At 71.3% G+C, this 18,313-nt stretch carries 17 protein-coding genes; 9 read left to right on the forward strand and 8 right to left on the reverse strand.

The window, feature by feature from the left end; all coding sequences use genetic code 11:
- Nucleotides 1–55 precede the first annotated feature (55 nt).
- The 3 genes from IE242_RS07995 to IE242_RS08005 form a co-directional block, all read right to left on the reverse strand.
- A complete protein-coding gene (locus IE242_RS07995) occupies nucleotides 56–1,648 on the reverse strand; it encodes an MFS transporter (protein WP_189856807.1) in 1,593 nt (530 codons plus the stop codon).
- A 161-nt stretch (nucleotides 1,649–1,809) separates the two neighbouring features.
- Nucleotides 1,810–2,280: a MarR family winged helix-turn-helix transcriptional regulator gene (locus tag IE242_RS08000; RefSeq protein ID WP_189856809.1), complete on the reverse strand. Its 471-nt coding sequence runs from the start codon at nucleotides 2,278–2,280 to the stop codon at nucleotides 1,810–1,812.
- A gap of 64 nt (nucleotides 2,281–2,344) precedes the next feature.
- Entirely contained in the window at nucleotides 2,345–3,004 is a 660-nt protein-coding gene (locus IE242_RS08005) for a TetR/AcrR family transcriptional regulator (RefSeq protein WP_189856811.1), read from the reverse strand.
- A gap of 149 nt (nucleotides 3,005–3,153) precedes the next feature.
- Between IE242_RS08005 and IE242_RS08010 the strand changes: the two genes are divergently transcribed.
- The 6 genes from IE242_RS08010 to IE242_RS08035 all read left to right on the forward strand — a co-directional run bounded on the left by IE242_RS08010 (nucleotide 3,154) and on the right by IE242_RS08035 (nucleotide 9,577).
- A complete protein-coding gene (locus IE242_RS08010) occupies nucleotides 3,154–4,440 on the forward strand; it encodes an MFS transporter (protein WP_189856813.1) in 1,287 nt (428 codons plus the stop codon).
- Nucleotides 4,441–4,464: 24 nt separating this feature from the next.
- Nucleotides 4,465–6,255 (forward strand): glycoside hydrolase family 3 protein, encoded by a 1,791-nt coding sequence (locus IE242_RS08015; protein ID WP_189856815.1) that lies wholly within the window; start codon nucleotides 4,465–4,467, stop codon nucleotides 6,253–6,255.
- A 156-nt stretch (nucleotides 6,256–6,411) separates the two neighbouring features.
- Nucleotides 6,412–7,812 (forward strand): serine hydrolase domain-containing protein, encoded by a 1,401-nt coding sequence (locus tag IE242_RS08020; protein WP_229858449.1) that lies wholly within the window; start codon nucleotides 6,412–6,414, stop codon nucleotides 7,810–7,812.
- Nucleotides 7,813–7,890: 78 nt separating this feature from the next.
- Nucleotides 7,891–8,478 carry an HXXEE domain-containing protein gene (locus IE242_RS08025; protein WP_189856817.1) on the forward strand — a complete coding sequence of 196 codons (588 nt, stop codon included), beginning with the start codon at nucleotides 7,891–7,893 and terminating at the stop codon, nucleotides 8,476–8,478.
- A 9-nt stretch (nucleotides 8,479–8,487) separates the two neighbouring features.
- Nucleotides 8,488–8,919: a hypothetical protein gene (locus IE242_RS08030; RefSeq protein ID WP_229858452.1), complete on the forward strand. Its 432-nt coding sequence runs from the start codon at nucleotides 8,488–8,490 to the stop codon at nucleotides 8,917–8,919.
- 64 nt (nucleotides 8,920–8,983) lie between these two features.
- Complete coding sequence (locus IE242_RS08035; protein WP_189856819.1) at nucleotides 8,984–9,577, forward strand: DinB family protein; 594 nt, start codon at nucleotides 8,984–8,986, stop codon at nucleotides 9,575–9,577.
- 2 nt (nucleotides 9,578–9,579) lie between these two features.
- On the opposite strand, the gene IE242_RS08040 is transcribed toward IE242_RS08035, so the two are convergent.
- On the reverse strand, nucleotides 9,580–9,990 hold the full coding sequence (locus tag IE242_RS08040; RefSeq protein WP_189856821.1) for a VOC family protein: 411 nt from the start codon (nucleotides 9,988–9,990) through the stop codon (nucleotides 9,580–9,582).
- 295 nt (nucleotides 9,991–10,285) lie between these two features.
- Here IE242_RS08040 and IE242_RS08045 point away from each other — a divergent pair, with 295 nt between their 5' ends.
- Complete coding sequence (locus IE242_RS08045; protein WP_189856823.1) at nucleotides 10,286–12,244, forward strand: calcineurin-like phosphoesterase C-terminal domain-containing protein; 1,959 nt, start codon at nucleotides 10,286–10,288, stop codon at nucleotides 12,242–12,244.
- Between the two features lie 189 nt (nucleotides 12,245–12,433).
- Here IE242_RS08045 and IE242_RS08050 read toward each other — a convergent pair whose 3' ends face one another.
- Nucleotides 12,434–13,294: a helix-turn-helix transcriptional regulator gene (locus IE242_RS08050; RefSeq protein ID WP_189857543.1), complete on the reverse strand. Its 861-nt coding sequence runs from the start codon at nucleotides 13,292–13,294 to the stop codon at nucleotides 12,434–12,436.
- 156 nt (nucleotides 13,295–13,450) lie between these two features.
- Between IE242_RS08050 and IE242_RS08055 the strand changes: the two genes are divergently transcribed.
- On the forward strand, nucleotides 13,451–14,248 hold the full coding sequence (locus tag IE242_RS08055) for an alpha/beta fold hydrolase (protein ID WP_189856825.1): 798 nt from the start codon (nucleotides 13,451–13,453) through the stop codon (nucleotides 14,246–14,248).
- Here the strand turns inward: IE242_RS08055 and IE242_RS08060 are convergent.
- Complete coding sequence (locus IE242_RS08060) at nucleotides 14,230–14,967, reverse strand: metallophosphoesterase (RefSeq protein WP_373299494.1); 738 nt, start codon at nucleotides 14,965–14,967, stop codon at nucleotides 14,230–14,232. The two genes, IE242_RS08055 and IE242_RS08060, sit on opposite strands and share 19 nt — an antisense overlap.
- Before the next feature lie 140 nt (nucleotides 14,968–15,107).
- On the opposite strand from IE242_RS08060, the gene IE242_RS08065 reads away from it, so the two are divergent.
- The gene (locus IE242_RS08065) at nucleotides 15,108–15,734 is read left to right on the forward strand and encodes a CGNR zinc finger domain-containing protein (RefSeq protein ID WP_189856829.1); all 627 of its coding nucleotides are present in this window, start codon (nucleotides 15,108–15,110) and stop codon (nucleotides 15,732–15,734) included.
- 112 nt (nucleotides 15,735–15,846) lie between these two features.
- On the opposite strand, the gene IE242_RS08070 is transcribed toward IE242_RS08065, so the two are convergent.
- Entirely contained in the window at nucleotides 15,847–16,614 is a 768-nt protein-coding gene (locus IE242_RS08070) for an MBL fold metallo-hydrolase (protein ID WP_189856831.1), read from the reverse strand.
- 529 nt (nucleotides 16,615–17,143) lie between these two features.
- Nucleotides 17,144–18,265, reverse strand: a complete 1,122-nt coding sequence (locus IE242_RS08075) for an amidinotransferase (protein WP_189857545.1) — start codon at nucleotides 18,263–18,265, stop codon at nucleotides 17,144–17,146.
- Between the last annotated feature and the right edge of the window lie 48 nt (nucleotides 18,266–18,313).

Genomic DNA, 18,313 nt, shown 5'->3' on the forward strand with positions numbered 1-18,313 from the left:
GTCTGCCGGCCCTCCCCGGCGACCCCGTGACGGAGCCGCTGGGGAGGGGCCGCTCTCAGGTGACGGGCTGCCCGGAGGCGCGGCGTACGCCGGCCACGGCCACCACGGCGCCCACGACGCACAGCACACCGGCGACGAGCACGGAGGTGTGCACACCGTTCATGAAGGCCTGGTGGCTTCCCTCGATGACGGCGCCCTTGAGCTGGGCGGGCATCTCGCCGGAGACCGGGGCGACACCCATGGCCACCGCGTCCTTCGCCTCCTCCAGGCCGGTGGCGGCGGCCGCGGGCACGCCGGCGGAGGTCAGTTCGCCGGTGAGGGTCGAGCCGACCCGGCTGCTGATGAGCGAGACCAGCACGGAGGTGCCGAGCGCGCCGCCGATCTGCAGCGCGGTCGCCTGCAGACCGCCCGCCACGCCGCCGTCCCTGACCGGCGCGTTGCCGACGATGGCGTCGGAGGAGGACGACATCACCATGCCCACACCGAGGCCGAGCGCGATGAACGGCGGCCACATCGTGGTGTACGAGGAGTCGGCGCTCCAGCTGAGCATGATGAAGCAGGCGATCGCCTGCAGGGCCATGCCGAGGGGCATGGTGAGCCGCGGTCCGAACCTGTCCGTCAGCGCCGCGCCGAGCGGGGAGGCCACGACGGAGGCGAGGCTCAGCGGCAGGGTGCGCACACCGGCCTCGACGGGGCTGAATCCGCGCACGTTCTGCAGGTACAGCATGACGAAGAAGATCACGCCGAGCAGCACGAAGAAGTTCAGCGCGGTGATGACCGTGCCGATGGTCAGCGCCCGGTTGCGGAACAGGCGCATGGGCAGCAGCGGGGCCGCGACCCGGGTCTCGTAGAAGCCGAAGACGAGGAGGACCACCACACCGGCCGCCATCGCGCCCAGGGTGCCGCCCGAGGTCCAGCCCCACGTCTCGCCCTTGACCACGCCGAACACGAGGGCGAGCAGCCCGAGGGCCAGCAGCAGGACGCCGACGATGTCGAACTTCTCGTCCTTGGCGGCGTCGTTCTTGCTCTGCGGCAGGACGATGACGCTGAAGACGAGCGCGATGATTCCGATGGGGGCGTTGATGTAGAACACGGACTCCCAGTTGACGTGCTCCACGAGGAGGCCGCCGACGATGGGACCGAGGGCGGTGGAGACCGAGGAGACCATGGCCCAGATGCCGACCGCCATGCCGAACTTCTTCGGCGGGAAGACGGCCCTCAGCATGCCGAGGGTGTTGGGCATCAGCAGGGCACCGAAGAAGCCCTGCACCGCGCGGAAGGCGATGACGCCCTCGATGGACCCGGCGAGCCCGATGGCGACGGACGCGACGGTGAAGCCCGCGACGCCGACGAGGTAGAAGGTACGGCGCCCGAAGCGGTCACCGAGCTTGCCGCCGAGGATCAGCGCGGCGGCGAGGGCCAGCAGGTAGGAGTTGGTGACCCACTGGAGGTCGGAGGTGGAGGCCTGAAGGTCCCGGCCGATCTCGGGGTTGGCGATCGAGACGACCGAACCGTCCAGGCCGACCATGAAGAGACCGAAGGCGACGGCTATCAGCGTCAGCCACGGGTTGGCCCGGCGGCCGCGAGGCTGGTCCGCGGGCGACGCCTGGGTGGGCGGAGCGGAGGAGTCGGTGGTTGCGGAGGGCATGACTGTGGTGCCTTGTCCTTACGAGTACATGGAGAGAGGCGCGGACGGGAACGGGCCCGTCCGCGTGACATGAGGAGAACCGGCGACCGGCAAGGGAAACGGCGACCGCGCGAGACCCCTGGCGGGGCACGCGGAGGACCGGGGTGCGGGTCGGCCCGCGATCAGACGCGGGCGTGCAGGTGCTGGGTGAGTGCCGAGAGCGCGCTCAGGGCGGAGCCCAGAGCGTCCAGCTCGCCCTCGGTCAGGGCACGCAGCGCCCCGGCGAGATGGGAACCCATCAGGCGCTCGACGTCGGCGACCTGTCGCCGGGCGGTCGGAGTGAGGTGCAGATGCGCGACCCTCTTGTCCGCCGCGTCCTGCCGGCGCTCCAGCAGTCCCTGCTCGGTCAGCTGGGTGACCAGCGCGCTGACGTTGTTCGGTTTCATCAGCAGGGCCTCGGCCGCCGCGCGCACGGTGACGCCGTCGTTCTCCTCGACGTGACGGAGCAGGGCGAGCTGGGCCTCGGAGGGCTTGGGGTGCTCGTACCCCCGCGCGACCTGCCGGTCGAGAGCCCGAGTCAGCACCGGCAGGCACGCCACGAGCCCTGCGGCCACGTGGTCGATGTCCTGGGCGGACGCATGGTTCTCGGGCATACCCCCAGTATGTCTATGAGGCGATACCTATGTCAAAGCACCCAACGGGTGTCCGGCCTCCCGCTCAGCCGTTCGCGGGAAGTCCCGAGCCGTCGGCGGTGAGGGAGCGCAGCAGACGGTCGAGGTAGCCGTGCAGCCGGCCCGGCATGTCGTACGTCGCGGGGGCGAGCGACCACTGCAGCTGCAGTCCGTCCATGACGGCGGCGATCTCGGAGGCGACGCGCTCGCAGTCGGTGTCCGGCCCGAGCTCGCCCCGCTCGACGGCGGCGCGCAGCGTCCCGGCGATCTGTCCGACGACCGCGCGGTAGCGGCGGACGAAGTAGTCGTGGGCGGGGTGACCCAGCTCGCCCGCCTCGGCGGCCAGGACGTTGAACATCCGGGTGCGGCCGGGCCGCTCGCTGTTGAACCGGGCCAGGTCGACGATCGACTCGAAGGCCTCGACCGCGGTGCGCGGCTCGAGCGAGAAGAACCGCGCGACATCCTGCTCGTCACTGTGCCGCAGGACCGAGACGAGCAGGTCCTCCTTGCTGCGGAAGTGATGCAGCAGACCACCCTGGGTGATGCCGACGTCCTTGGCGATGCGCGCCAGCGACGAGGCGTGGAACCCCCACTGCGCGAAGTGTTCGACGGCGACGTCCAGGATCCGGGCACGGCGCTCGTCGCCCACGGCGTAGCTGCCGCGAGCCGCGGATTTACGGGGCTTACGGCCCTGGTCTCGGTCCATGACGATCACCCTAATCCGTGCCCCCGACAAGCCCTCAGGGGGTGTGATTCAAGCCACCCACGAAAACCTATTGCCTACTCGGTTTCTGCGTCTACGGTGAGGGCGCCTGGACGGCGAGGAAGCCGTCCCCTCCCCTCTGGAGAGCCGTCATGGCCGTCATCCCCGATGCCGCGCCGGGTGCCGAGTCCCCCGTGCCGACCGTGTTCCCCTCGCCTCAGCCCGCTTCCAAAGCGCTGGTTTTCGGCCTCGCCCTCGCCCAGTTCGGCGTGATGCTCTCGCTGCTGACACCGGTGATGGTCACGCTGGCGCTGCGCGTCGCGCAGATCGTCCCGGAGGACGGCCGGAGTGCCGCCCTGGGCCAGGTCCTCTCCCTCGGCGCGGTCCTGGCGATGATCGGCAATCCGGTCTTCGGCTCGCTCTCCGACCGCACCCGCGGCCGCTTCGGACGCCGCCGGCCCTGGCTGGTCGGCGGTATGGCGGCCGGCTTCCTCGGGCTGCTGGTGGTCGCCCTCGGCGGCAGCGTCCCGGTCCTGATGCTCGGCTGGGCGCTGGCCCAGCTCGGCGGCAACGCCGCCCTGTCGGCGGTCGTCGCCTGCGTCCCCGACCTGGTGCCCGAGCAGCAGCGCGGCAAGGTCTCCGGCATCGTCGGCATGATGACGTCCGTGGCGATGATCGTGGGCACCGTCCTGGCGAACGCCTTCGCCGACGACCTCGCGCTGGCCTTCGTCGTGCCGGCCGTCATCGGGCTCGCCGGTGTCCTCTGCCTGGCCTCGGTCATGAAGGACCGCCCCGCCGCGCCGGGCGCCTTCGCGCCGTACAGCCTGCGCGAGTTCCTGCGCTCGTTCTACGTCAACCCCAGGCGGCACCCCGACTTCGCCTGGAACTTCGCCGGCCGCTTCCTGGTCTTCACCGGCATGTCCTGCGTGACCAGCTACCAGGTCTACTTCCTGATGGACCGGCTCGGGTACAGCGACGCGGAGGTCTCCGGGAAGATCCTCGTCGCCACGGTCGCCATGGTCGTGGCGGTCGTCGCCGGTTCGCTCGTCGGCGGCTCCCTGTCCGACCGGTCGGGCCGCCGCAAGCCGTACGTCTTCGGCTCGTCGATCCTGGTCGCCGTCGGCCTGTTCCTGGTCGCCACCGCGTACTCCTTCCCCGCGTTCGTCGTCGCCATGGTCGTCTTCGGATTCGGCGAGGGCCTGTACCTGTCGGTCGACGTGGCGCTCGCCGCGGCGGTCCTGCCGAACCCGGAGGAGGCCGCGAAGGACATGGGCGTCCTCAACATCGGCAACGCGCTCCCCCAGTCCCTCGTCCCCATCGTGGCTCCCGCCCTGCTCGCCGTCGGCGGCGGCGGGAACTACGGGGTCCTCTTCCTCTTCGGCGGCGTCGCGTCCGTGCTCGGTGCGCTCGCCGTCCAGTTCGTCCGCAGCGTCAAGTAGCGTCCAGTAAGGCAGAAGTCAGTGATGAAGTCCCGTCCCGCAGTACGCAACGAGGGTCACCCCTACCAGAACCCCGAACTCCCGGTCGAGCAGCGGGTCGAGGACCTCCTGACCCGTATGACGGTCGCCGAGAAGGCGGGCCAGCTCTTCCACACCATGCTCGCCATGAAGCCGGACGGCGCAACGGTCGAGAAGGGCGACCCGGGCATGGTGGAGCTGGACACCACCCACATGCTGCACGGCCAGTACCTGACCCACTTCAACCTGCTGGGCACCTACGAGCCCGCCGCCATGGCCCGCTGGCAGAACACCCTCCAGGCGATGGCGGCGGACACCCGCCTCGGCATCCCGGTGACCCTCTCCACGGACCCGCGTCACGCCTTCACCGACAACGTCGGCACCTCCTTCAACGCGGGAGCGTTCTCGGCCTGGCCCGAGCCGCTGGGCCTGGCGGCGCTGGGCGACCCGGAGCTGGTGTACGAGTTCGCGGACACGGTACGGCGCGAGTACCTGGCCGTGGGGTTCCGGGTCGCCCTGCACCCGCAGATCGACCTGGCGACGGAGCCCCGCTGGTCCCGCCAGAGCGGCACGTTCGGCTCGGACGCGGCCCTCGCCTCGCGGCTCGTCCGCGCGTATGTGCGCGGGCTGCAGGGCGACCGGCTGGGCAGGCACTCGGTGTCCGCCATGGTCAAGCACTTCCCCGGCGGCGGTCCGCAGCAGGACGGCGAGGATCCGCACTTCCCGCACGGCAAGGAGCAGGTCTACCCGGGAGGCATGCGCGATCTGCACCTGGAGCCCTTCAAGGCGGCGATCGCCGCGGGATGCGCGCAGATGATGCCGTCCTACGGCCAGCCGATCGGCACCGACTGGGAGGAGGTCGGCTTCGGTCTCAACCAGGGCGTCGTCCAGGGGCTGCTCCGTGACCGGCTCGGCTTCGACGGCATCGTCTGCACCGACTGGGGCCTCATCACCGACGCCGCCATCTTCGGCGAGGTGCACCCGGCGCGGGCCTGGGGCCTGGAGTCCCTCCCGGAGATCGACAAGGTGGCGCGGGTGCTGGCGGCGGGGTGCGACCAGTTCGGCGGCGAGGCCTGCCCCGAACTCGTGGTGGAACTGGTCGAGTCGGGCCGCGTCCCGGAGTACCGTCTCGACGCGTCGTTGCGGCGGATCCTGCGCGAGAAGTTCGTCCTCGGTCTGTTCGACGACCCGTACGTCGACGTGGACGCGGCGGCCGAGACCGTCGGCCGCGCCGACTTCCGGGAGGCCGGCGCGCGGGCCCAGCGCCGCTCGCTGACCCTGCTCACCAACACCGACCGGACCCTGCCGGTGACCGCGACCGCGACCGCACGGCCGAAGCTGTACGTCGAGAACGTCCGCGAGGAGGTGGCCGGCGAGTACGGGCGGGTGGTCACGGACGCCGCCGACGCGGACCTGGCGATCCTCCGCCTGCGCACCCCCTACGAGCACCGCGCCAACAAGTTCGAGTCCTTCTTCCACTCCGGCCCCCTCACCTTCCCCGAGGAGGAGCTGAAGCCGGTCCTCGACCTCCTCGACACCGTCCCGACGGTCGTCTGCATCAACCTGGAACGGGCCGCGGTCATCCCGGAGATCGCGGAGCGGGCCGCCGCGCTGATCGCCGACTACGGTGCGAGCGACGCCGCGCTGCTCGACGTGGTGTTCGGCCGGGCCAGGCCGGAGGGGCGCCTGCCGTTCGAACTCCCCCGGTCCATGGAGGCGGTGGCGGCCTCCCGCCCCGACGTCCCCAACGACACGGTGGACCCCGTCTTCCCCCACGGGGCGGGCCTCACCCTGTGACCCACCCTGTCGTGGCGTACGCCTGACAAGTGTCATGTGTTTCCGTGCACAGGATCCTTCTGTGGGAGGAGGGCCGCCACCGGTCTCGCGACCAGGATGGGTGCCCCATGCACACACCGAAGTGTGCGGCACCGAGCGAGACAGGAGTGACCGCCCGTGCGCCTCGCCCGCCCGAGCACCGTCCACCCTCCGGCGCGGAAGAGATTCCACCTGGCCACAGCCGCCGCGACCGCCGTCCTCTCGCTGGCGGTCGCGGCGGTACCGGCGCAGGCGGCGTCCCAGCCGTCCGTCGCGGCCGGCACGTCCAGCACATCCAGCACGTCCACGGCGGCGTCGTCCCTGACCGGCGGCCTCGACCGCAAGGCCCTCCGCGAGTCGCTGGAGGCGTTCCACGACGCCGGGATGTACGGCGCCTTCTCGGCGGTCCGCGACGGCGGCGCGCAGTGGCGGGGGGCCGCCGGGGTCGCCGACGTGGACACCGGGCGGCCGGTGCGGCCGGACTTCGAGCACCGGATCGGCAGCATCACCAAGACCTTCACCGCGGTGGCCGTCCTCCAGCAGGCCGACCGCGGGCGCATCGACCTCGACGCGCCCGTCGGCCGCTACCTGCCCGACCTCATACCGGGCGAACGCGGCCGCGAGGTGACGGTCCGGATGTTGCTCAACCACACCAGCGGCATCGGCGACCACATACTGGGCGCCTTCCCCGCCCTCGCCACCGACGACCCCGGCAAGGCGCTCGACGAAGGCCGCTTCAAGCACTGGGAACCCGAGGAACTGGTCCGGTTCGGCCTCGCCGCCCAGCCGGTCGCGGAGCGCGGCACGTACGCCTACTCCAACACCAACTACGTCATCGCCGGGCTGCTGCTGGAGAAGGTCACCGGCCAGGACGCCGAGGACTACATCACCCGGCAGGTGATCCGTAAGGCCGGGCTGCGGCACACCTACTTCCCGGACTCTCCCCGTATCTCCGGACCGCACGCGAAGATGTACGAGTCGATGTACGGCTATATCGACCCGGCCCGCGACTACAGCGTCTACGACATGTCCTGGGCCGGTACGGCCGGGGCGATGGTCTCGACGATGCAGGACCTCAACGACTTCTACCGCCAGTTGCTCGGCGGGAAGCTGCTCGGCGCCGACGAGCTGCGCGCCATGAAGACCACCGTCCCGATGTACGAAACGCCCCCGGGCGAGGAGGCCCTGGCCCGCTACGGCCTCGGCATCTACACCCAGCAGATGCCCGACGGCGACTGGTACTGGGGTCATGACGGAGCCGTCTTCGGGGCCGGCACCTGGGCGATGTCCAGCGAGGACGGCCGCCGGCAGGTGGCCCTGGGCTTCAACCTGATGAAGTACCAGCGATACGACGAGAACAACGTCCCGCTGCCGGATCCCATCGGGGAGGCGCTCAACGACTACGCGATCGGGGCGCTCACCGGCGTGTTCCCGTCGGCGTCGGCCACCCCGTCCGCCCCTCAGCGCCGGCAGCAGGCCGCCCCCGACCCACTGACCGTCACCCCGCCCCTCGTCACGCCGGAGCAGCTGCGCCACTGAGCCGTACGGTCCCGGCGCCCTCCTCACGGGCGGGGGCACCGGGCGACGGACCTGTGCGTACTGGCATCCTTCCTGTCCATGAACGGACATGAGCCGGGCGACAAGACGGGTGGCGGGGCGGTCAATGGTCACGGGGGCGTCGGTGCCGGTGTGACCTTAGGGCTGCTGGCCGCGTGGGCGGTGCACGACCTGGAGGAGGTGGCCACGGTGCCGGGCTGGACGCGCAGCCGGGTTCCGGAGCTGCGGGGACGCTTGCCGCAGGTACCGGAGCGGCTGTGGCAGCGGCTGGAGTCCATCGACGGGCGTGAGTTCACCACGGCTGTCGCGGGGATGGGCCTGGTGGTCGCCGCCGCCGCTGCCGCTGGGCACCGTACCGGTGGACGTTCCCGCTTCTACCAAGGGGCACTCAACGGGTTCGGCCTGCATGCGCTGGTGCACCTGGCTCAGGCGGCGGCCGTCCGCGGATACACGCCGGGTGCGGTCACGTCCCCGCTGGTGGTCATCCCCTTCACGGTGTGGGCCCGCGGCCGACTGCGCGGAGCCGGGGTGCTGCGCCCCTCCCGGCCGCGTGGCGCCGTCCAGGGACTGGCGCTCGCCATGGCGGCGACGGCCGGGACACATGCGGTGGCGCGACGGCTTCTGAGCCGGCGCCGATCGGCATCGTGAAGTGCTGTCGTGCTGCTGAGACGGATCGCCGAGGTCGCGCACGAGCCCCTGGTCCTGGAGCCGGCCGACCGGCGGGTGGAGTGGGACGCCAACACCTGGTGGCTGAGTGCGGAGGAGCGGGACCGCAGGTCGTTGTCCGTCCCCGACGTGGTGGCCGCCTTCGAGCGGACCGCTTCCGTCATCCGGGACCGCATCCGTGAGCAAGGCTTCGTCGGAGTGGCGACGTTCTACGTATGGCACGACCCACAGGCCGGGCAGCTCCGTTGCTCGACCGGGTCGGTGCCCCCGGACGCGTTGCCGTTCGGTGGCGGCTACGTGCCTTCCGGGGATCTCGAGCCGGTCGTGGAGGAGTTCCTGACGGACAGTGAGGGGACCGGAGCCGGGCGGGAGAGCGCGCCCTTGCGTGTCTGGGTCAGCGGTGTCGGAGCTGCCCGGCCCTGAGCCCCGCACTGAGCCGATGTGCAAAAGCGGTGGACAGAGATCACGCGAGCGGCAGACTGACGCCATGACCCCTACTGATCCCAAGGCCGACCTCCACTTCTACCTGCAGTCCGCCCGCGACGCCCTGCTGTGGAAGCTCGAAGGGCTCTCGGAGTACGACATCCGCCGCCCGATGACGCCGACCGGCACCAACCTCCTGGGCATGGTGAAGCACGTCGCCAGTGTGGAGTTGGGCTATCTCGGTGACGTCTTCGGGCGGCCGTCCGGCGAGCCGCTGCCCTGGATCGAGGACGGCGCCGAGTCCAACGCGGACATGTGGGCCACCGCCGACGAGTCGCGCGAGGAGATCGTGGGGCTCTACCGCCGGGCGTGGGCACACGCGGACGCGACGATCGACGCGCTGCCGCTGGACACGGTCGGCAGGGTGCCGTGGTGGCCGAGCGGCAAGAACGAGGTGACGTTGCACCACGCAGTGGTGCGCGTGATAGCCGACACGCACCGGCACGCCGGCCACGCCGACATCGTCCGGGAACTCATCGACGGCGCCGTCGGGATGAACGAGGGCCGGGACAACATGGTGCCGGGCGACGCGGCGTGGTGGGAGAACTACCGGAACCGGCTGGAGCGCGCGGCCCGGGAGGCCGACGGGAAGGCCTGACCTCAGGTGTCCGACGCCGGTCGGGCACCCGGCCCGGTGGGCACCCAGAGGCAGAACGGGTGGCCCACCGGGTCGTACAGGACGCGTACGTCGTCCTGGGGCTGGAGGTCCGCGAGCGTCGCGCCCAGGGCGAGGGCGTGCTCGACACCTGCCGTCAGGTCGTCCACCTCGATGTCCAGGTGCATCATCATCTGCTGCCCGGACGGGCCGGTGGGCCATCGTGGGCGGGTGAACCGCGGTTCGGTCTGGAAGGACAGCCCGGCCGTGCCGTCGGGCGGTGCGATCTCGGCCCAGCCCGGTTCCTCCTTCTTCGTCGGCCAGCCGAGCAGAGCCCGGTAGAAGCGCGCGAGTTCGTGGGCGTTCGGCGCGTCGAGGGTGGTGGCGGACAACGTGTAGCGCGGCAGGGACTCCATGCTCTGCGGCTGCCCGGTTCCGGCGCCGGGACGCAGCCGTCCGTTCGGTGTCGTGACCGCGTGCTCCTCCGCGTCCGTGCCGTGGCTTCGCGTTCGGCCCTGTCCGGCGCCGTGGCTCCGCCCCCCTCCATGTCCGGTTACGTATCATCCGCCCCGTGAAGCCCGGTGAGCGCTGTCTGTCCCTCTATGCTTCAGCTGCTCCTCGCCCGCCATTCAACTCCGGTGGACAGTCTCACTGCCGTCGGCCGACCTGGGCCGGTGTTCCACCTGCCGGAACTACGGAGGTGCCACAGCAATGCCCCTGTCCCGCCCCCGCTTCGGACGCACCCGTGCCGGGATCGTCGCGCTCGGCGCGACGGCCCTCGCGGGTTCGACCGCCCTCGCCCTGACGGTGCAGGCCGCCGCGTCCGCCGCCCCGTCCGCCACCGCCGCCGCGACGACGACCGCGTCCGCGTCCGCCGCCCGCGGTGCCGACTGGGACGAGACCGCGTACCGCGGCCACATCGAGGTCGTTCCGGCCGACGGTGACAGTACGGAGAAGAAGACCACGGACGACGGCCGGCCGGTGATCGAGGGCCGGGTGTTCCTCGACAGCGACCGCGACAGCAGCAGCCGCGGCGGCCGCGACCGCGGTGTGGCGGGCGTGCAGGTCTCCAACGGCCGTGACGTCGTGACCACCGACCGCCAGGGCCGCTACGAGCTGCCCGCGTTCGACAACATGACCGTCTTCATCACCCAGCCCGCCGGCTACCAGGTGCCCGTCGACGACAGCAACGTCGCCCAGTTCCACTACAACCACCTGCCCGCCGGTTCCCCCGAGCTGCGCTACGGCGGCATCGAGCCGACCGGGCCCCTGCCGAAGGCCGTCAACTTCCCGCTGGTGAAGAGCAGGGCGACCGCCTCCATGCAGCAGAACTGCGTCATCGCGGGCGACCTCCAGACGTACAACAAGAAGGAGGTCGGCTACGCGCGCGCCGGTGCCATCGCCGACCTGTCGAAGCGCGACGACCACCAGGGCTGCGGCCCGCTGTTCATCGGTGACGTGGTCGGCGACGACCTGTCCCTCTACCCGGACGTCAAGGGCCTGACCAAGGAACTCAACGGCCCGGTGCGCTTCCTGCCCGGCAACCACGACCTCGACTACGACGCCGAGACCGCCGAGCACTCCTTCGACACCTTCCGTCAGCACCTGGCCCCGACGTACTACTCGTACGACGCCGGCCGCACCCACGTGGTCGCCCTCAACACCGTGCGCTACCCGTGCACCCCGGACGTCGACAACGCGGACGGCAAGCACCCCGAGTGCAACGACCCGGAGAACAGCCCCGCGTACAACGGGCGGCTCGGCGAGCGGCAGCTGGCCTGGCTGAAGGCGGACCTGGCCCGGGTGCCGAAGAACAAGCTGGTCGTCGTGGCGAGCCACATCCCGCTGCTGACCTTCGCCGACGAGGGCAGCCCCCGGCACCAGACGGACGAGCTGCTTGAGGTCTACGAGCTGCTGAAGGGCCGCAAGGCGGTCGCCGTGGCGGGTCACACCCACAGCGTCGAGAACATGAAGACCGGTGACCTGTTCAAGGGCTGGAAGGACATCTTCGGCATCGACGGCCTGCCCTTCCCGCACATCACGGCCGGTGCCATCGCCGGTGACTGGTACTCCGGGCAGCTGACCGAGAACGGCTACCCGGTCGCCGTCGGCCGTGACGGCGCTCTGCCGGGTGCGCTGACGCTGAACGTGAACGGCAACCGGTTCAAGGAGCGTTTCACCGTCACCGGGCGGGACGACGACTTCCAGATGCAGCTCGGCGTCAACTCGCCGACGTACCGGGACTGGTACGTGGAGCGCCAGGCGTGGAACAAGACCAAGGAGGGTGCGGCCCCGGAGCTCGCCGACACCGGCGTCGTCACCCGCGACGACCTCGCCGGCACCACCTGGCTGACCACCAACTTCTTCATGGGATCCACCGGTTCCTCCGTCGAGGTCAGCATCGACGGCGGCAAGGCGCGCAAGGCCGTGCGCACCCAGCGGGCGCGGGGTGAGGACCAGCTGGTCGGGCCGGAGTGGTCCGACCCGGTCGCCGTCGCCCAGCAGCTCGTCAACGGTGGCAGCGTCGCCGACCGGTCGATGCACCTGTGGCGGCTGGAGCTGCCCGCCGGACTCAGGACGGGCACGCACCGGGCCGAGGTGACGGCGACCGACTCCTACGGCCGCCGGTTCACCGAGACGATGACGTTCGAGGTGGCGGACCGGCGGTGAGCCGCGGGCCGCACCACGGCCCCACCCGTCACCGGGACACCTGACGGCACGGCCCGGGCACCTCGTACGAGCGGTGCCCGGGCCGTGCCGTACCCCTGCGCGCGACGTCCCGGCGGTGCGCCGGGCCGGCGACCGGGGCGTGGTCATGCGCAGGGACACCACCGTGGTGGGAGAGCATCTGACGGACCGTCAGCCGGTCGCGCCGAACTGGCCGTTGCCCACGACACCCAGCAGGGCGAGCCGTTCGGCGGTGCCACTGCCCGCGGGCGGGGTGCACAGGACCACACGCTGGTCGCCCTCCGGGGCGAGCAGCACCTGGCAGTCCAGCTCGATCTCGCCGATCAGCGGGTGCACGAGGCGCATGCGTGAGGCCCGTCGTACGGCTACCTCGTGCAGTTCCCAGAGACCGGCGAACTCGTCGCTGGCCTTCCGCAGCCGTTCCACCAGGCGCGTCGCGACGGGGTCACCCATGCGCCGGCCCACGGCCGCCCTCAGGTCGGCCACGTGCAGCCGGCTGTAGTGGTCGTGCTCGTCGGCCGGGTACGCGGCGCGCTGGGCAGGGTCGGTGAACCATCGCCACACCACGTTGCGCCCGTGTTCGGACACCGTGCACACACCGCCCAGCAGGGCCTCGGCCATGGCGTTCTGGGCGAGGACGTCGCCGAGGTCGCCGAGCACCTGCACCGGTGTGGCCGGCAGCCGGTCCAGCAGGTGCAGCAGCGCGGGACTCACATGGTCGCCGCTGATCCGGCCCGCGGGCGGGCGGCGGCCCGCGAGGACGTGGAGATGGTCGCGTTCGTCGGAGCTCAGGCGCAGGGCGCGGGCCAGCGCGGCGAGCATCTGGGGTGACGGCTGCGGGCCGCGGCCCTGTTCCAGACGGATGTAGTAGTCGGCGGACATGCCGGCGAGCTGGGCGACCTCCTCCCGGCGCAGGCCCGGCGTGCGGCGCCGGGGACCGGCCGGCAGGCCCACGTCCCGCGGACGTACCCGCTCCCGGGAACGGCGCAAGAAGTCGGCGAGTCCGGCTCGGTCGATCGTCATGCCGAGCATCATGCCGAAAGCTCCCCTCGCTCAACCAGGGACTGCCGGTCCCAGGGTCGGGAAGGCTCTCCCGGCGCCTGCGCCCCGGCCGCACTGTGGGACGGGCCGGAGCGGCACCGCCCCGGCCGGCAGCCACCGCAGTCGACACCCCCAGGGAGCGTCTCCATGGCCACCGTCACCGTCAACGGCGCCCGGGTCCACTACGAGCGGACCGGCTCGGGCCCCGCGCTCGTCCTGGTCCACGGCACCGGATCGGCGGGTGCCGCCGTCAACTGGGGGCAGACCGCCCCCAGGTTCACCCCGCACCGCACCGTCGTCACCCCCGACCTGTCGGGCACCGAAGCCACCACCGACGACGGTGCTCCCCTCACCACCGAAGGACTCGCCGCGCAGGTCCTCGCCGTCATCGAGGACGCGGCGGACAGACCGGCCGACCTGCTGGGCTTCTCGATGGGCGCCACGGTCGCCGCCGCCGTCGCGGCGCTCCGCCCCGACCTCGTACGACGGCTGGTCCTGGTGGCCGGCTGGGCGCACACCGACGGCGACGCGTACCTGCGCAGCCTCTTCACCCTCTGGCGGGACCTCGGCACGACCGACCCCGCCTCCTTCGGCCGCGCCGTGGCGATGACCGGCTTCAGCCGGGATTTCCTCAACTCCATCGGCCGCGACCGGTTCGAGGCCCTGATCCCCAACATGCCGCCCACGCCGGGCACCCTGCGCCACATCGCCTACGACCTCCAGGTGGACATCCGGCCGCTGCTCGCCCGCGTCCGGGCCCCCACCCTTGTCATCGGCTGTGCCCAGGACATCACGGTCCCGGTCGAGCACAGCCGCGCTCTGCACGCCGCGATCCCGGGCAGCGGCTACGCCGAGATCGACTCGGGCCATGTGGCGTTCTTCGAACAGGAGGACGTCTTCGTCAAGCTCGTGACCGACTTCGTCGATCAGAGCACCACCCGGTAGTGGGTGGTCAGGCGCCGGTCGCCGCCCAGGACGTGGAAGGCGAGGCCGGGCGGCTGGTCGCGGTCCGCGGGGCGGTCGCCCTCCCAGGGCATGCGCAGGGTCCAGGTGACGGCCGGTCCGACGATCAGGGGACGGCCGGCGAAGGTGGAGGCGGCCGCCGTGTGGGCGTGTCCGGTCAGGACGGCGACGACCTGCGGGTACGCCTCCAGCAGGGCGGCCAGCTCTCCGGGCTGTTCGAGCATGCAGGAGTCGGGCAGCGGGTGGTGGAGCGCGACCGGCGGCTGATGGAAGGCGATCAGTGCGGGGGTGTCCTGGGGCAGCCCGGCGAGTCGGGTGCCGATCCAGTCGAGCGTCTCCGGGTCGAGGCGCCCCTCGTCGCGGCCGGGGACGGTCGAGTCGCACATCAGGACGGCGGTCCCGGCGATGTGGTGGATCCGGTTGACGGGCCCGTGGCCGGGCGCCTCGCCGAGCAGGGCCTTGCGGTAGGCGGAACGCACATCATGGTTGCCGGGGCAGGTGAGCACCGGGAAGGGGGCTGCCAGGATGCCTGCCGCTTCCTCGTACTCGGCCTCCTCGCCGTGATCGGCGATGTCCCCGGTGACCAGGACCGCGTCGACCGGTCGGGGAAGGGCGCGCAAGTAGTCCATGACGCGGACGGCGCGCCGGGTGGCTCTCTCGCTGCCGTCCAGGTGCAGGTCGCTGATCTGGGCAAGCAACATCGTCATGTCCCGTCCCCTCCAGTGGCGGCTCCGGCCACCTTCACTCTCTAACGGAAGTTCTCGTTTTCCCGTTAGGAACTGTAGGGTGCGCCCGGGAGTGTGATCAAGCAGTGGACGACGAGGCAGGGAAGGAGACGCCGATGGAGCGCTGGCCGGCACTGGAACTGGCGAGCACGATCCGCCACGACGGAGACGGCGGCGTCACCGACGACCTCGCCACGGTCCAGGGCACGACCCGCTGGATCCGGGCGCAGAGCGACCTGCCGGCCGGCCATGCCCCGGCCGGGGACATCGCGGCGGACGAAGAGCTGCGGACGGAGATCGTCGCGTTGCGGCGGGCGGTACGGGCGCTGTTCGCCCGGGCGGTCAGTCCCGCTCCGCCCAGTCCCGCGGACGCCCGTCGGCTCATGCCGGCCGACCAGGCGTTGGCTCACCTCAACGCCGTCGCCGCCCGTGAACCGGTCGCCCCGCAGATGGACTGGCCTCTCGACGGGGCGCCCGTGACCCGGCTGCTGTCGGCGGAAGACGATCCGAAGGTCCGGTTCTTGGCGGCGCTGGCCCGCGCCGCCGTCGAGTTCCTGAGCGGCCCGCAGCGCACCCGGCTGCGCGCCTGCACCGCACCCCGCTGTGTGCGCTACTTCGTCCAGAGCCATGGACGGCAGGAATGGTGCAAGCCGTCCTGCGGCAACCGCGCCCGGGCGGCCCGCCACTACCGGCGTCAGCGCACGGCGGCCGACGGCGGTCCGGCCCCGGGCGGACCGTCCTGACCGCCCCGGGCCAACACTTCCTCAGTCACCGGCCAGGGCGTGGCTGACGGTTCGCGAACCGGACACGCGCCGGCCGGACTCGCGCTGCCCGGTCCCGAACCCCGCGCTGCGATCAGCGGCCCGGCACCGTCCTCGCCCGCGCGAGTTCCTGCGCCCGCCGGGCGGCTGCCGACACCGGGCCGCGGTGGACGGGGCCGTGCCCGGGAAGCAGTACGTCGCCGTCGAGGCCCGCCAGGATGTCCAGCGAGGCCACCGCCCGGGACCGCTCATGGTGGAACATGTCGGGCAGCAGCTGCGGGCCCTTGAGCCGTGCGGTCGGATGGCCGCTCACCAGCGCGTCACCGGAGATGACCACTCCGGCTTCGGGCAAGTGGTAGGCGCAGTGCCCGTCGGTGTGCCCAGGAGTGTGCACCGGTACGGGCCGGCCGGGCAGGTCGAGCGCCCCGGCCACGTGGAAGGGGGCCGGCTCGGCCACCGGCAGCTGGGCCGTGCCTCCGGAACGGACCACGTGCAGCGCCCAGGGCAGCACGCCCGGCCGCCATCCGTTGCGCAGCACCGCGCCGATGGAGACCTGCTGCAGGAAGTCACGGCGGGCGTGCGGCACTTCCGCCTCGTGGAGGAGGACGGGGGTGCCGTAGGTGGCGCGCAGGTACTCGGCCGACCCGAGGTGGTCGTTGTGGGCGTGGGTGATCAGCACAGCGACCACGCGCTCCGGTGAACTGCCCACCTCGGCAAGGGACTGGAGGAGCTGGGGCCGGTCCCCGGGGTACCCGGTGTCGACCAGTGTCACCGCGTCGCCCTTGGTCAGGATGACCCAGTTGGTGTTGCTGCCGTGTACCAGGTGGATGTTGTCGGCGACCTGCCGCACGTCCGCGCGCATCGGGTTCCCTCTGTTTCCCTCTGTCCTGCGTCGGCCGCCCACGGAGGCCGGACGGCCTCGCGGCCGAAGCCGGCTCTGCCCAGCGATATCGACGAGGACTGTAGCGCCGGTCCGGAGGGTCCCGCCCCGGTACCCGCGAAAGCGGTCAGACCCTGCCGCGCCTGTTGCCGACGGCGTACGCGAGACCCCAGGCGGCGGCGACCACCAGGCCGAGCAGGGGCGATGACGGCAGCGCCGGCCCGGGCGCCGTTGCTGCGGCGTCCCACGAGGCCGGCCATGGCGCCGACGACGGCTCCGTCGAGCAGCGCGTGGACCATATAGAGGGTGCGGGTCACGGTGTCCGTCTGGTCCTCGTACGTGGCCAGGATCAGGCCGCCGCAGATCAGCGAGACGACCACCGAGACGAAGAACCCGAGGAAGACCGCGCCCACCGGACTGCCGCCCGCTGCCTGCTGCGGCGGCCGTGGCGGCTGCGGCTGCTGCCCGAAGGCAGGTGCGTGGTACGGCCGCCCGGGCTGCGCCGGCGGCCTCAATCGAAATACGACTCCAGCGTGCCACGACGCCGGACATCGAGCGTCGCGCAGTGGAACGAGCCACCGAACGGCGCGTAGTGCAGCAGGTCGCACGGGATCGTCTCGAATCCCCATTTCTCGAGCGCGCGCAGCATCCCGGTGTGATGCCGCTCCACGATCACCCTTTTCTCGTCGACCATGAGGATGTTCATGCTGAGCCACTTGCCGCAGATCGAGGTGAGCTTGAGCAGACGTTCGTCGATCCGGTCCGGTTCGGGGGCGATCAGGACGTCCCACGAGCTCAGGATGTCGGGCAGCCGGTCGACGTCGATGTATTCGGGATTGACCAGCACCTTGCCGGGCGAGAGAAGGACGAATGTCGTGTCGATGTGCATGGGCGTGCGGCAGCGGCTCTCGATCTCGTGGATGCGATAGCCCGGTCCGAGATGGCGGCGCAACCACTCGATGCCCATGCGATTGGTGACATTGCTGCGCGTGACGAACAGATCGCGTCCCGCGCGCACGAAATCCGCCGCATCGAACACCGGCTCGAACTCGGTGAGGATGTGGCGCACCGGCTCACCCGCCGCGGGAATACGGAAATCCGGCTCGAACAGCTCATCCGTGAGCTGCGGCTTCGGTGCCGCCGTCCAGCGCGCGCCGCGCCGGAAGTAGTCCTTGAGGAGCGACCGGTAGGAATGCGTCTCGAAATACCGGCACGGCCATGCCATCGGAGTTTCGATGATCTCGTCGCCGATCACGAGCATGCTGTCACGTGGACAGGTGTTGCAGAAACCGCGCGACGACCAGTCGGGAGTGCCGAAGCGTTTCCTGTGGTCGACCGCGTCGGGGCGCCGGACCGTGACACCGAGGGAGCGCAGAAGAGCGACGAAATCGTCGAGTTCGCGCTGCGCCCTGTCCACCAGCACGCGCGGGTACCTGAATCCCGCGGCGAATCCCTGCAGACGCGCCGCCCATGGCGGAATGTTGCAGGTCACGACCGGATGCCCGGAGGGAATCGTCGCGCCGTCGAGACGCCCGACGACGATCTCCTCCAGTGCGTCCCATTCATTGTGGGAATTGACCGGCGAAGCGAGCGGCTCCGCGGCATCGGCGCGCGTGATCGACGGCGCCGCCATCACGCGTGACCCATGGCCCGCACAGGGGCGTCATTGTTCACCGCTGTC

Origin of the sequence: Streptomyces poonensis (assembly GCF_014650915.1) — a bacterium.
GTDB lineage: Bacteria > Actinomycetota > Actinomycetes > Streptomycetales > Streptomycetaceae > Streptomyces > Streptomyces poonensis.

Bases quoted from the DNA above. Each gene is read 5' to 3' on its own strand.
- IE242_RS07995 (WP_189856807.1), bottom strand. From the start codon at position 1,648: ATGCCCTCCGCAACCACCGACTCCTCCGCTCCGCCCACCCAGGCGTCG.
- IE242_RS08000 (WP_189856809.1), bottom strand. From the start codon at position 2,280: ATGCCCGAGAACCATGCGTCCGCCCAGGACATCGACCACGTGGCCGCA.
- IE242_RS08005 (WP_189856811.1), bottom strand. From the start codon at position 3,004: ATGGACCGAGACCAGGGCCGTAAGCCCCGTAAATCCGCGGCTCGCGGC.
- IE242_RS08010 (WP_189856813.1), top strand. From the start codon at position 3,154: ATGGCCGTCATCCCCGATGCCGCGCCGGGTGCCGAGTCCCCCGTGCCG.
- IE242_RS08015 (WP_189856815.1), top strand. From the start codon at position 4,465: ATGAAGTCCCGTCCCGCAGTACGCAACGAGGGTCACCCCTACCAGAAC.
- IE242_RS08025 (WP_189856817.1), top strand. From the start codon at position 7,891: ATGAACGGACATGAGCCGGGCGACAAGACGGGTGGCGGGGCGGTCAAT.
- IE242_RS08035 (WP_189856819.1), top strand. From the start codon at position 8,984: ATGACCCCTACTGATCCCAAGGCCGACCTCCACTTCTACCTGCAGTCC.
- IE242_RS08040 (WP_189856821.1), bottom strand. From the start codon at position 9,990: ATGGAGTCCCTGCCGCGCTACACGTTGTCCGCCACCACCCTCGACGCG.
- IE242_RS08045 (WP_189856823.1), top strand. From the start codon at position 10,286: ATGCCCCTGTCCCGCCCCCGCTTCGGACGCACCCGTGCCGGGATCGTC.
- IE242_RS08050 (WP_189857543.1), bottom strand. From the start codon at position 13,294: ATGCTCGGCATGACGATCGACCGAGCCGGACTCGCCGACTTCTTGCGC.
- IE242_RS08055 (WP_189856825.1), top strand. From the start codon at position 13,451: ATGGCCACCGTCACCGTCAACGGCGCCCGGGTCCACTACGAGCGGACC.
- IE242_RS08060 (WP_373299494.1), bottom strand. From the start codon at position 14,967: ATGTTGCTTGCCCAGATCAGCGACCTGCACCTGGACGGCAGCGAGAGA.
- IE242_RS08065 (WP_189856829.1), top strand. From the start codon at position 15,108: ATGGAGCGCTGGCCGGCACTGGAACTGGCGAGCACGATCCGCCACGAC.
- IE242_RS08070 (WP_189856831.1), bottom strand. From the start codon at position 16,614: ATGCGCGCGGACGTGCGGCAGGTCGCCGACAACATCCACCTGGTACAC.
- IE242_RS08075 (WP_189857545.1), bottom strand. From the start codon at position 18,265: ATGGCGGCGCCGTCGATCACGCGCGCCGATGCCGCGGAGCCGCTCGCT.